Consider the following 13,035-nt stretch of genomic DNA (forward strand, 5'->3'; position numbering starts at 1 on the left):
TCGAAAATACCTGGTGTTTAGCTTGTAAAGCTACGAGATTTGTCTTGAGAGATTAAGATTAAAAAAAAGAAAATGATTTATCGACAACGTAGATTACGTAAAAATCCAATTGTGAGGGAGATGGTGGCAGAAACTCATCTGTCAAAGGATATGTTTATATATCCTTATTTTATCGTTCCAGGAAATCAAATAAAACATGCCTTGCCCTCCTTACCGGGTATACACCATTTTTCTATTGATAAACTGATAGAGGACGTAGCAATTGGATTGAAACTGGGCGTTAATAAAATCATGCTTTTTGGGGTTGGAGAAGAGAAGAGTGCGGATGCACACACGGCTTATGATCACCATGGGCTGGTTCCTAAAGCCATCAGAGCACTTCGAGAAGCTTTTGGTGAAGATCTATATATTGTAACGGATGTCTGTGTATGTTCTTACACGACACACGGACACTGTGGGATTTTAGAACATGATTATGTTCAGAATGATGCCACCATCGACGTGTTAACAAAAATGTCACTTGCGCATGCGGAGGCCGGGGCGGATATGTTAGCTCCTTCCGATATGATGGACGGCAGAATTAGTGCAATCAGAAAGGCACTGGATGAAAATAACCAGGTAAACGTAGCGATTATGTCGCATGCAACAAAATTTGCTTCCTCTTATTATGGTCCATTCAGGGAAGCAGCAGATTGTGCTCCAAGCAAAGGAGATCGAAAGGCTTATCAGATGGATTTCAGAAATCCTAATGAGGCATTAAGAGAAGCCTTTTTAGATGAGCAAGAGGGCGCTGATGTGCTAATGATTAAACCGGCTTTAGCTTATCTGGATGTTATTAGTAGGATCAAGGATGAAACCACTTTGCCTTTGGCATGCTATAATGTTTCAGGCGAATTTGCAATGGTTAAAGCAGCTGCGCAAAACGGCTGGATAGACGAGCAAAAAATTGTAATGGAAACCATGTATGCTTTTGCTCGTGCGGGTGCTCGTATAATTACCACTTATCATATTAGAGATATGGTAGAGCAGCAGTGGATTTAATGGAATGTTGAGTAGTTAAATAGGGAAGTAGTTAAGTGGTTAAGAATGATGAATACCCCACTTAACGTTTTAACGACTCTACTACTTAACGTCTAGACAACTCAACTACTTAACGTTTCAACAAATAACGAACATGTTAGATTCCATAAAAAAAATGTTTTCGGGAAATGAGGAAGAGGTACGGGTGGCCGGGTCTAAAGCAGACATATCGCGCGAGAAGTCTGCAATTTTGTTTGAGAAAGCAAAAAAGTACTTTCCGGGTGGCGTAAATTCGCCTGTGCGGGCTTTTAAATCGGTATACGGCACCCCTTTATTCATTGAGAAAGGCGATGGATGTTTTTTGTGGGACGCTGATGGAAATCAGTTTATAGATTTCTGTTGCTCTTGGGGTCCGCTTATTCTTGGCCATAATCATCCCAAAATAAGGGAAGCCGTCATTTCTACACTCCAGCATGGGCTGAGTTTTGGAGCACCAACAGCCTTGGAAAATGAATTAGCGGAGTTAATTCTAAAAAATAATAAATATATCCAAAAGCTACGATTTGTCAGTTCCGGTACAGAGGCTGTTATGTCGGCCATCCGTTTGGCTAGGGGCTATACCAAAAGGGATAAGATCATTAAATTTGAGGGCTGTTACCATGGGCATTCGGATTCTTTATTGGTAAAAGCTGGCTCTGGATTGGTAACTTTTGGTGAGACTTCCTCTTTAGGTGTGCCTAAAGCATTTGCCGATGAAACAGTGGTAATCGGCTTGAACGATAAAGAGGCTTTGGAACGTGCTTTTGCTGAATTTAAAGAAGAAATTGCAGCTGTTATTATTGAGGGAATCCCTGCAAATAACGGCTTATTGATGCAGAATAAAGAATATATCGAATTTCTGCGTAAGATAACAAGCGATCACGGGAGTTTACTTATTTTTGATGAAGTGATTACCGGTTTTCGTCTGGGATTTGAAGGCGCAGCGGCTTATTACGACGTGCATCCGGATATTATAACCTACGGAAAAATAATTGGAGGAGGGATGCCTGTTGGCGCTTATGGATCCTCGGAGGAAATTATGGGTTATATTTCACCTGACGGCGGCGTTTACCAGGCAGGCACCTTATCCGGCAATCCAGTTGCGATGGCTGCGGGGATTGCACAGCTAAGCGAACTGAATAAACCCGGATTTTATAAAGAATTAAATAAGAAGTCAGCTGAATTTTCAGCTTCCATACAACGATATGCAAGCGCAAAAAATTATAAGGTACGTGTGTTTAACGTAGGGTCTATATTTTGGATTGCCTTTACTGATAAAGATAATATCCAGGCCGCATCTGATATTGAAGCAGAAAGCATGGATAAATATAAGGTAATGCATCGGGAATTGCTGAATAGAGGTGTCTACCTCGGACCTTCGGGCTATGAGGTTGGTTTTGTTTCGGCTGCCCATTCGAAAATAGAACTAGAGAAAGCGAAAAGGGCTATATTTGAAAGCTTGGATGTGGTGTTTAAGTAGGTGTTAGGACTTAGGTATTAGCCTTTAGCTTATAAGCTTGAATTAGCTAACAACTAACAACTAACAACTAACAACTAATTAGGTATGCGAAAGCCATTGTTTTTATTTTATTTTCTTGTCTTCTATGCAATAGCGCAGATTGTATGGTGGGGAATGCTTTTAATGGAACTGGAGCCATTACGAAAAGGCATGGTGATAGGTGAGGGGTTTATTTTTATGACCATCTTTTTGGTGGGTGCTATTAAGCTGAAAAGAGCTTTCGTACACGAGCATAAAACACATAAACAACAACATAACTTTCTTCTTTCCGTTACACACGAGCTAAAGTCGCCCTTAGCTTCAATTAAATTGTATATACAAACCATATTAAAACGTGATCTGAATAAAGAGCAACGGGATCAATTCCTATCAAATTCTCTAAAAGATATTGAGCGTCTAGACGATTTAGTGGAAAATGTGCTGCTAGCAACTAAACTGGAAAGTGTAGGCAAAAGTATTCCAAAAGAGGAATTTGATTTTTCTGAGCTGACCGGACGAATAGCTGATCGATTGCAGGTACATTCCTGCACCTCCCAGATTATTAAAACGGATATTCAGCCAAACATTTTTTTTGTCGGTGATAAGCTGGCTATCACTTCAGTTGTCACCAATTTAATTGAGAATGCTATCAAATATTCGCCACCGTGTGCACATGTTAATGTGCGACTGTATAAACAAGATGGGCAGATACGGTTCTCAGTGGCTGATTTAGGAATAGGCATTAATGATGAGGAAAAAAAACGTATTTTTAATAAATTTTATCGTGTAGGGAGTGAAGATACCCGTAAAACTAAAGGTACGGGATTAGGGTTATACATTGTAAAATCAGTATTAGATAAACACAACGCCCAAATTAAAGTATTAAATAACACTCCTACAGGGAGCATTTTTGATGTAACATTTAATTGATTATGCAAGCAAAACAACGCATACTTCTCGTAGAAGATGAAGAGCACTTGCTCGAAGCCATCAAGTTGAATCTTGAATTGGAAGGATATAAAGTAACTACTGCTACAGATGGAAAAAAGGCACTTAAAAAGTTCAAGGAAGAACGATTTAATTTGATCATCCTTGATGTCATGATACCGGAAATTGATGGATTCCAAGTTGCTGAGACTATTCGACTGGAAAATACAGAAGTGCCCATTATGTTCCTCACGGCCAAGAATACAAGCGAAGATCGTATTACCGGTTTAAAAAAAGGTGCTGATGATTATCTAGTTAAACCTTTCAACCTGGAAGAACTTATCCTTCGAGTGGGCAATTTAGTGAGAAGAGGCATGAAAGGTGACGACCTGAAAGAGTTAAATTCTTATCAAATCGGCGACAAAACGATTTATTTCAACTCGTTCGAGTTACACCACGCCGACGGAACGATTACCGCTTTAACAAAAAAAGAAACGATGCTCCTTAAGTTATTAATCGAGCGAAGAAATGAAGCCGTTTCCCGCGAGCAGATTTTAGAAACCGTTTGGAATTACGATGTGTATCCTTCAACACGCACTATCGATAACTTTATTTTGACCTTCCGTAAGTATTTTGAGCCAGATCAGAAAAACCCGATCTATTTCCACTCGATCAGAGGTGTTGGTTATAAGTTTACCGATAACAAGACACATTAGCCTATGATGACTTCAAAAGCTCGACTAGGTGTTATCGTGCTTGCTTTATTGCTATTAGCCTATACGGTGTATGCAAAGACATACCAATTGACAGCCTTAATGGTTTGTTTGATCGGCTATACGATATGGAGTTACTATAGAGAAGGTACTGTACTCTTGGCTTCTGAGGCTTTTAAGAAGAAACAATATGATTTAGCGCGTAACCTTTTGGCCGATATCAAGAATCCTGATCATCTGCGAAAGAGGAGACGAAATTACTATGAATTTATCAGCGGTAGCTTGGATCTGCAATTACTTAATTATGATAGTGCGGAAAGACATTTCCAAATTGCCAGTAGATTGCCTTTTCGACGGAAAAGTGATAAGGCACTGATTTTTGTAAACCTGGCGAATATCAACTTAATGAAGAAAGACTATGATCGGGTGAAGACGTATCTGGAAAAGGTGAAGGAATTGGAAGTGAGTAGTCGAATTGCCCAGATTGTAAATAGAATAGAAAACGAAATACCAAAATAACGTGACCACAGCTATAAAAGATAGTTTATTTATCAGAGCTGCTTTTTCGCAGCCAACAGAACGCCCCCCGGTATGGATGATGCGGCAAGCGGGCAGATTTATGAAAGAATACTGGGATATAAAAAATAAATATTCTTTCTTGGAAATGTGTAAGACGCCTGAAATAGCGGCGGATGTAACCATGCTGCCTGTCGATTTGTTGGGAATTGATGCAGCTATTCTTTTTTCAGATATATTGGTAACGGCGGAAGCGATGGGCGGTGAATTGAGTTTTACGCAGGGAGTGGGGCCTAAATTTGCAAATCCGGTACGAAATGAAAGCGATATCGATGCCTTGCAAACCGACGTCGCGGATAAACTACAATATGTAGCTGATGCTATTCAGGTTATTCAACAACGACTTAATGGAGCAATTCCTTTAATAGGCTTTGCCGGGGCCCCTTTTACGGTTCTAAGTTATTTAATCGAAGGTGGATCATCCAAAGATTTTAAGCTTACTAAGCTTTTTTTGAACAACCAGCCGGAATTAGCCCATAAATTGTTAAAGAAGATTGCTGATGTGACGGTTACTTATCTGAACATGCAGATAAAGGCCGGAGTGAATGCGTTGCAGCTATTTGACAGTTGGGCACTTGCATTATCATGGGATGATTATAGCGAATTTTCTCACCAATATAATGTGGGAATTATTGCGCAACTTGATCGAAAAGATATACCGGTTATTTCTTTCTGTAAGGGAAGTTCGGTGTTTGCACCACTTATGGCCGAGGCGAAACCGGATGTGATCTCGGTCGACTGGAACGCAGACTTGAAACAAATAAAAAACAATTTGCCGAAAGGAATAGCCGTACAGGGTAACTTAGATCCCTTTATCTTATATGCTGACAAAGCGGTAATAAAGAAAAAAATTTTACATCTCTTCGAACGTATGCGTGGTGAGGAAGGTTTTATCTTCAATTTAGGACATGGCATCATGCCGGATATTCCTTTTGATAACGTAAAGTATGCAATTGATGTAGTAAAGGAGTTCAGGTATTAAGTTTTTTGTTGTCTGTTGTTGGTTATTTGTTATTCGTCCTAGATTTGATATTCTGGTTTAATCATTATCATAAAAGACATACATTTCTAACAACTAATAACTAACAACTAATAACGGAAAAATGTATTTATACGCAAAGGCTGTACATATTATCTTTGTTGTCTGCTGGATGGCGGGCCTATTTTATATGGTCAGGCTATTTATTTACCATACAGAAGCAAAACAGCAGTCTGAAAACGAGTACCACATTTTACATAAGCAGTTCGTTTTGATGGAACGCAAGTTGTGGTGGATTATCGCTACTCCATCTATGTATTTAACCATTATTGCTGCAGCGGTGATGATGCACCTGAATCCGGCTTGGTGGTCTCAACCGTGGATGCATGTCAAACTTACTTTTGTTTTAGGATTGATTGTCTATCATTTTATTTGCCAACGAATTATGTTTCAGCTGGCGGGAGAAACGAGCAAGTGGACCTCCATTAAACTTAGATTATGGAATGAATTAGCAACGGTTTTATTATTTGCTATCGTTTTTACGGTGGTGCTAAAAAGCGCTATAAACTGGATATATGGCGTGGTAGGTCTGGTACTATTTGCTGCCATGCTGATGATAGCTGTTAAGATCTACAAGAAGATACGGGAAAAGAGCAATTAGCCTATTGGCTAATTGCTGTTATTTTTCTTTCGAGCATGGCGTACTGGTTACCTAAGTATTTTTCCATATCCATCTGTTTGTATTTTTTGGAATTGTCTAGCATAGCATTCAAGAGGCCCATGCCTAAGCGAATATTACGTTCGTCTATAACATTTGGTTTATCTTTTGCGATTGCTAAATTATAATTGAGCTGCTCTATAATATAGTCGCCATTTCTTTTCATAAGCTCATTTGCTTTATTTTTTTCGTTTACTTCATATAAGGTATCCGATATAAAATAATAGTCAATCGCTTGATTCATACTTAAAACCTGTTTTGGAAGTACCTCTAGACACTTATTGACGACATCTTTGGCTTTTGCTTTTTGATCAACTTCCAGGAGCTCTCGAGATAAAATATTAAAATTGTTCGTGTATTGCGGAACGATGTTCCGGGTAAGGGGATCTAAGTAATTTAACTTATTCACATTCGCCCAGTTATATCGATGCATCAAGTTATGATACATAGCCCACCTATTGGTGTGCTGCGTATCGACCGGAGCCTCGGCAGTTGCTTTGGTGTTGGTTTTAGCTAAGTCTACCGGCATTAATCGGTATAACAGTCCTTCGTTTACGAAGTATTTGTCCAATCCCAGGGTTTCACTTGGTGGAATTTTGACAAAATAAATGGGACGCTTCCACGCATTATTTTTCAAAAGATCCAAAATTGCTAAGTCACCACGGGTGATATAGTTACGATTGAAATCCCATTCCATGCTATCGGTTATGAAGTCTTGCCAAGCTTTTGGTACCACCTTGTTTTTCATTACATCTTCCTTATTTACCATCAGCTTCATCTTCTTGGTAGGTAGAAAATTTTCTCCGGTGCGATCAGATTTGTCGTCGGGATGGTCCGACAACATAATGTCTAATAAATCTTTAATTTCCACCGGCTTGTCAATATGGTAATCCTCGTATACCAGATAGTCCCTTACACCTTTATCTACTTTTGCGGGTTCGATGTCTATAGGCAAGGGCGCTGAATTGTTGATCCTTTTGCGCATCTGCTTTAAATACCAATCAGAATTCAGATAGCCAATATTAACAATCCTGACATCCGGACGAATTCCTTCTACCTCTTGTGCATACCAAATAGGGAAGGTGTCGTTATCACCATAAGTAAATAAAATGGCATTTGGTTCACAAGATGCAAGATAATTGCGCGCATATAGATCTCTAGTTGTATACTTTTCCGATCGATCGTGATCATCCCAGCCGTGGTATAATAATAAAAACGGAACGGCGAGTAGACAGAGGAGCGTTGTTGAGAAAACCAACGATCGTTTCTTAGCTAGACTAGTCAATGCAATAACGCCAAGGCCAATCCAGATAGCGAAAGCGTAGAAAGCCCCTACATAAGCATAATCACGTTCGCGTGGTTGCATAGGTGTGTCGTTTAAATAAAGAACGATTGCCAATCCAGTGAAAAAGAAAAGAAGCAATACGATACTCATATCTTTTCTATTATGCTGATAGTGCCACCCTAAACCAATTAAGCCCAGTAGTAGTGGAAGAAAATAAAAGTGATTGCGAGATGGATCTTGCTTAACAGATGACGGTAAATCATATTGGCCTCCTAAACGCATATGATCGATCGCTTTAATTCCGCTTAGCCAATTTCCATCCGTAAGATTGCCGAATTGTCCCGATTCGTCGTTTTGCCTTCCAACAAAATTCCACATAAAATAACGCCAGAACATAACGCCTGCTTGATAGCTTGTGAAAAACTGCAAATTGCTCCAAAACGTTGGACGTTCATTTTCTGCTAAACGAAGCCAATGTTTGTAAAAATCGCTATCCTTTTGGCTGTGCACGCGTGGGAATAATGTCGTGCGATCATAGGTATATTCTGATTTATGTCCTACAATGGTGTACTTCTCGGCGTCTTTTCTATAAATCGGTGCTCCGTTTTCTACGGCGATCGGGTTGGAATCAAAATACTGACCTACGATTAATGGGCTGCGAGGGTATTGATCACGCGTTACGTATTCTAGGAAGGAGAAAATGTTGTCGGGATGATTATTATTGAGCGCAGGATTGGCTGTCCCTCTAACAAATACCATAACGAAGGAGCTATATCCAAAGAGCACAAAGCAGAAACAAAGTAGTATCAAATTTAGTTGAGCCTTATTGTATTTAATGGAATAGCGAATGCCAAGAATGATTGCTGTAACCAATAATATGATAAAGGTGAAGATGCCACTTCCAAACCCAAGTCCTAAGTTGTTGACGAAGAAAACATCAAATTGTGCGACCGCTTTAATTAAATATTGTATGACACCCCATAAAATAGCGCCTAGTAGAAGAAAGCTAATACCGAGCTGTTTAATAATTCCTCTTGTCGTAATTTGCTTTGCGTTCTTGAAGTAAATTACCAGGGTAAGTACGGGAATAGTTAACAAGTTTAGTAAATGTACTCCGATGGATAGCCCAATAATATAGGCGATTAAGACAATCCACTTTGATGACCTTACTTCATGTGCGTGGTTTTCCCACTTCAAAATAAGCCAGAACAAAATCGCCGTGCATAAAGAAGACAAAGCATATACTTCGCTTTCCACCGCTGAAAACCAGAAGCTGTCTGAAAAAGCAAAGGCCAGAGAACCTACTATACCAGCTCCTAAAAGCTTGACTGTGATTAGCAGAGATAGTGAATGGTCTTCAGTAACAAGTATTTTTTTCGCCAATGAGGTAATAGTCCAGAACAAGAACAACACCGTAAGGCCGCTGCAAACAGCAGAACCTGTATTCATCCAGTAAGCCAGTGATGTTTTGTCGCCCAATGCAAGGTTGGAAAAAATATTTTGCAACATTAGGAAGAGGGGTGCTCCAGGCTGGTGTACAATCTCCAGTTTATAAGCAGCGGCGATAAATTCGCCACAATCCCAAAAACTAACGGTTGGCTCTTTAGTAAGAAAGTAGATGAAGGTCGCAATAAATGCGCATAGCCAACCAATAAGATCGTTCAACTTTTTGTAGGTCTTCTCCATAATAAGGCGTTTTGTTAGCTAAAATTAACGGAGAAAATGTTAAAAGTGTCGGGCGAAATGTTAAATATATGAATGTATATGTTTTTGTTACGACAACGTCTCTTTGATTCGTTGTGGAAGGCTGTTATAAACGAGTTCGTAACTATGGTCGATGAGTTCTGTAAGCTGCTTAAAGGAGAGCTCCCCGTTTGCTTGTACTGTGTTCCAGTGTTTTTTATTCATATGATAACCGGGAAGAACACTTGAGGGATACTGTTCTCGTAACTCAATAGCTCGTTCGGGATCACATTTTACGTTAAAAGATAATGGTTGTGCATCAAGGCCAGTCAAAAGAAAGACTTTTTCTCCGATTTTAAAAACTAGCGTGTCCGGACCAAAGGGGAATCCTTCCGTCACTCCTCTTTTGCTTAGGCAATATGTCCTTAGTTCTTCGATGTTCATTTTTTAAGTAAAAATTCAAAATTCAAAATTCAAAATTCAAAATTCAAAATTCAAAATTCAAAATTCAAATTTTAGGTTAACACCTAACACTTAATAACCAATAACTAATAACCAATAACTAATACAATATCGTAAACTTCATATCCAGCGGGTTGAAGAATTTGAGTAGATCGTTTATGAGCTCGTCACCGTATTTCACATAGAGTAATCCAAAATTCTCCACCCGCTCTTGAAGTCCACCGTTTGGAAAAAATTTCTCCTTTATTTTGTCTATCTGTGATACAGCGTCTTCAAAGTTCAGTTTATCTGCTTTAACAAATTTCTTTTCGAGGTTATTGATTGCTTTACATAACCTGGTTTTTATAGCCTCTGCACTGGGACGTAAGGTAGGATCAATCTTAGTGGCTCTTTCTTTAATACGTTCAAATATAGCTTCCATCTCAAGCCACTCATCATTTAAATTAAGGCGATGTTTTGAGTGTATACGTACATATTCTCTTTTTAACTCGTTTGCGTCGCGAAAGAGACTTTTAAATGTTAAATTGAGCCTAAAAATTTTATAGTCGAGATGCTCATTAGATACGATTGCAGAGTTACGAGGAAGTAGAATGGGAAAGTCCACCTTATAATGATCGAAATTACTCTTTAATTGCAACCAGTACACAATTTCTGCACCGCCGCCGATATAACAGAGATTAGGCAAAACAACTTCCTGATAGAGCGGCCGCATCACCACATTTGGGCTGAAACGCTCAGGGTGGTTTTCAATTTCTTTTACTAATTCTTCCTTTGAGAAGAATAAATTATGGTGCAATACCTCAAAATCGCCTGATGTTGTTTGAACGATCCGTTCCCGGTACTCTTCCGTCAAGTAAAAAAAATTGATTTCTCGGGCATGAACTTGCGTTTCGAAACCAGCTTTCTCTAAGGCCTCCGTTGTATGTGTAATATTGTGGTAACTACGTTGTTCTAGAATATCTTCTTTGATATAGGGAGCGAAAAGCGTTTTTAAGTCGCGATGATCAGCATCCATTACAACCAACCCGTGTTTTCCGAACAAACCGTTCACTAAATAGCGGGTAGCGTCAGCCAAGTTGGTATGCTGCAAGTACGCTTCTTCAACCAGTCTGGCTAGCTTATCTGAATTGTGACTTAAGCCAAGTAATTTTTGGTATTTCTTCACGGTACGTGCCATGGATAGTGTTTCCATTCGACCCGTGGCAGCCTGAGCAGGGATGTCCCATTTAATCAATTCGCCCTGCAATTGGGTGTGGTTAATCTCAGCGAAGTCGTGGTCTTCTGTCGCCATCCAATAAATAGGAACAAAATGGTAGTCAGGGAACTTTTCTTTTAATTGCTTGCACAATTTGATCGTACTGACAATTTTGAAGATAAAGTACAAAGGACCGGTGAAAATGTTTAGCTGATGTCCGGTGGTTATCGTAAAAGTGTTCGCTTCTTCCAGTAGGTTGATGTTGTTTTTAACTTCTAATGGAAGATTGTGGAAAGCGCTATATTGATCTCTGAGTGTATTTACCAATACCTTGCGGTTAGTCCGATTCGCTTTCTTCTGATTAATTTGCTTTTCAAAACCGGCAATATCCGGACTGTTGCCCAAGAAGGGTGTTAGTTTTTTATCTTGTGCTATATACGCTAAGAGCGTTTCGGAAAAACTATTGGTATCGCTGTAATTAATATAACTTGCTTTCATGTTTTATATAGGCTTTCAGCAATCAGCCGTCGGCAATCACATAATATAGCTACAATAATAACTTATAAAACCGATTGTTTTCGTCCTTTTATCGTCAATTTAATAAATCCTTAGGATTTGACGGTTCCGTAAAGATCAAAGTCCTCAGCTCTATCGATGCGAACATCAACAAATCTCCCCACAGCCGCATAATTGTTATTTGCTGCAATCAATACTTCGTTGTCTACTTCCGGCGAGTCATATTCTGTGCGGCCAATGAAATATCCCTCTTCTACTCGGTCGATCAGGACCTTATACGTATTTCCGACTTTCTCTTGGTTAATTTCGTAAGATATACCCTGTTGAATTTCCATAATTTGCTCCACTCGCGATTCCTTTTCTTCCTGAGGTACATCATCAACTAAAGAGAAAGCATGCGTTTTTTCCTCATGAGAGTAGGTAAAGCATCCTAAACGATCGAATCGAGTACGTTCGACCCATTCCATCATTTCAGCAAAATCTTGTTCTGTTTCTCCCGGGTAGCCACAGATTAACGTGGTACGAAGCGCAATATTCGGTACTTTGTCGCGAATTGCATTTACCAAGTCGATCGTTTTTTGTTTGGTAATTCCCCTGCGCATGGATTTTAGCATATTATCAGCAATGTGTTGCAAAGGCATATCTAAGTAATTGCAAATATTTTGCCTTTCATTCATCACATCCAATACATCCATCGGAAAACCTGACGGATAGGCGTATTGCAAACGTATCCATTCAATACCTTCCACATCGGATAAGTTTCTTAAGAGATCCGCTAAGTTTCTTTTTCCGTATAAGTCCAAACCATAATAGGTCAAATCTTGCGCGATTAGTATAAGCTCTTTTGTGCCGTTTTTTGCCAGGTGTTTCGCTTCGCTAACTAAATCCTCGATGGGTTTCGATATATGTTTTCCACGCATTAAAGGAATAGCACAAAAGGAGCAGGGGCGATTACAACCTTCGGCGATTTTAAAATAGGCATAATGCGAAGGGGTTGTTAACATCCGCTCACCCAATAGCTCGTGCTTATAATCAGCGCCTACACTTGCTAATAGCTGCTGTAAATCGTTGGTTCCGAAATAGGCATCCACATTCGGGATTTCCGTTTCCAGTTCAGGTTTATACCGTTCTGACAAGCAGCCCGTTACAATCACTTTTTCCAGCTTGCCTTCTTCCTTCAACGCACTGTATTGCAGAATGGTATCGATAGATTCTTGTTTGGCATTATCGATAAATCCACAAGTATTGATAACGACAATGTCGTTTTTAGAAATATTATTAGCCTCATGCACAACTTCCATCTGATTACCACGAAGTTGCCCCATAAGCACTTCACTATCGTGAATGTTTTTTGAACAACCCAGTGTGATGACATTGACACGTGGTTTCGATGGTAAGTTGTTTATTTTTTTTGTTCTCATTCT

General features: G+C 39.4%; 11 protein-coding genes. 7 read left to right on the forward strand and 4 right to left on the reverse strand.

The features are described 5' to 3' along the window. Nucleotides 1-72: 72 nt before the first annotated feature. The 7 genes from hemB to M1D52_RS06180 all read left to right on the forward strand — a co-directional run bounded on the left by hemB (nt 73) and on the right by M1D52_RS06180 (nt 6,413). Nucleotides 73-1,041, forward strand: a complete 969-nt coding sequence (gene hemB / locus M1D52_RS06150) for a porphobilinogen synthase (protein WP_437391847.1) — start codon at nt 73-75, stop codon at nt 1,039-1,041. A gap of 133 nt (nt 1,042-1,174) precedes the next feature. Continuing rightward, the gene (gene hemL / locus M1D52_RS06155; protein ID WP_437391848.1) at nt 1,175-2,539 is read left to right on the forward strand and encodes a glutamate-1-semialdehyde 2,1-aminomutase; all 1,365 of its coding nucleotides are present in this window, start codon (nt 1,175-1,177) and stop codon (nt 2,537-2,539) included. 84 nt (nt 2,540-2,623) lie between these two features. Further along, the gene (locus M1D52_RS06160) at nt 2,624-3,487 is read left to right on the forward strand and encodes a sensor histidine kinase (RefSeq protein WP_013668380.1); all 864 of its coding nucleotides are present in this window, start codon (nt 2,624-2,626) and stop codon (nt 3,485-3,487) included. A 2-nt stretch (nt 3,488-3,489) separates the two neighbouring features. Then, nucleotides 3,490-4,200 (forward strand): response regulator transcription factor, encoded by a 711-nt coding sequence (locus M1D52_RS06165; RefSeq protein WP_013668379.1) that lies wholly within the window; start codon nt 3,490-3,492, stop codon nt 4,198-4,200. 3 nt (nt 4,201-4,203) lie between these two features. Beyond that, entirely contained in the window at nt 4,204-4,716 is a 513-nt protein-coding gene (locus tag M1D52_RS06170; RefSeq protein WP_013668378.1) for a tetratricopeptide repeat protein, read from the forward strand. Nucleotides 4,717-4,729: 13 nt separating this feature from the next. Continuing rightward, nucleotides 4,730-5,755, forward strand: a complete 1,026-nt coding sequence (gene hemE / locus M1D52_RS06175) for a uroporphyrinogen decarboxylase (RefSeq protein ID WP_437393121.1) — start codon at nt 4,730-4,732, stop codon at nt 5,753-5,755. Between the two features lie 121 nt (nt 5,756-5,876). Then, a complete protein-coding gene (locus M1D52_RS06180; protein ID WP_437391849.1) occupies nt 5,877-6,413 on the forward strand; it encodes a CopD family protein in 537 nt (178 codons plus the stop codon). 1 nt (nt 6,414) lies between these two features. Here M1D52_RS06180 and M1D52_RS06185 read toward each other — a convergent pair whose 3' ends face one another. The 4 genes from M1D52_RS06185 to rimO form a co-directional block, all read right to left on the reverse strand. Further along, complete coding sequence (locus tag M1D52_RS06185; RefSeq protein ID WP_437391850.1) at nt 6,415-9,441, reverse strand: glycosyltransferase family 117 protein; 3,027 nt, start codon at nt 9,439-9,441, stop codon at nt 6,415-6,417. Nucleotides 9,442-9,528: 87 nt separating this feature from the next. Further along, nucleotides 9,529-9,882, reverse strand: a complete 354-nt coding sequence (locus M1D52_RS06190; RefSeq protein ID WP_013668374.1) for an MmcQ/YjbR family DNA-binding protein — start codon at nt 9,880-9,882, stop codon at nt 9,529-9,531. Between the two features lie 118 nt (nt 9,883-10,000). Continuing rightward, complete coding sequence (gene bshC, locus M1D52_RS06195; protein ID WP_437364532.1) at nt 10,001-11,593, reverse strand: bacillithiol biosynthesis cysteine-adding enzyme BshC; 1,593 nt, start codon at nt 11,591-11,593, stop codon at nt 10,001-10,003. A 110-nt stretch (nt 11,594-11,703) separates the two neighbouring features. Next, a complete protein-coding gene (gene rimO / locus M1D52_RS06200) occupies nt 11,704-13,032 on the reverse strand; it encodes a 30S ribosomal protein S12 methylthiotransferase RimO (RefSeq protein ID WP_437364534.1) in 1,329 nt (442 codons plus the stop codon). Between the last annotated feature and the right edge of the window lie 3 nt (nt 13,033-13,035).

It is taken from the genome of Olivibacter sp. SA151 (genome assembly GCF_054130995.1).

Coding starts and splice junctions, on each gene's coding strand:
- hemB (WP_437391847.1), top strand. CDS start 73: ATGATTTATCGACAACGTAGATTACGTAAAAATCCAATTGTGAGGGAG.
- hemL (WP_437391848.1), top strand. CDS start 1,175: ATGTTAGATTCCATAAAAAAAATGTTTTCGGGAAATGAGGAAGAGGTA.
- M1D52_RS06160 (WP_013668380.1), top strand. CDS start 2,624: ATGCGAAAGCCATTGTTTTTATTTTATTTTCTTGTCTTCTATGCAATA.
- M1D52_RS06165 (WP_013668379.1), top strand. CDS start 3,490: ATGCAAGCAAAACAACGCATACTTCTCGTAGAAGATGAAGAGCACTTG.
- M1D52_RS06170 (WP_013668378.1), top strand. CDS start 4,204: ATGATGACTTCAAAAGCTCGACTAGGTGTTATCGTGCTTGCTTTATTG.
- M1D52_RS06180 (WP_437391849.1), top strand. CDS start 5,877: ATGTATTTATACGCAAAGGCTGTACATATTATCTTTGTTGTCTGCTGG.
- M1D52_RS06185 (WP_437391850.1), bottom strand. CDS start 9,441: ATGGAGAAGACCTACAAAAAGTTGAACGATCTTATTGGTTGGCTATGC.
- M1D52_RS06190 (WP_013668374.1), bottom strand. CDS start 9,882: ATGAACATCGAAGAACTAAGGACATATTGCCTAAGCAAAAGAGGAGTG.
- bshC (WP_437364532.1), bottom strand. CDS start 11,593: ATGAAAGCAAGTTATATTAATTACAGCGATACCAATAGTTTTTCCGAA.
- rimO (WP_437364534.1), bottom strand. CDS start 13,032: ATGAGAACAAAAAAAATAAACAACTTACCATCGAAACCACGTGTCAAT.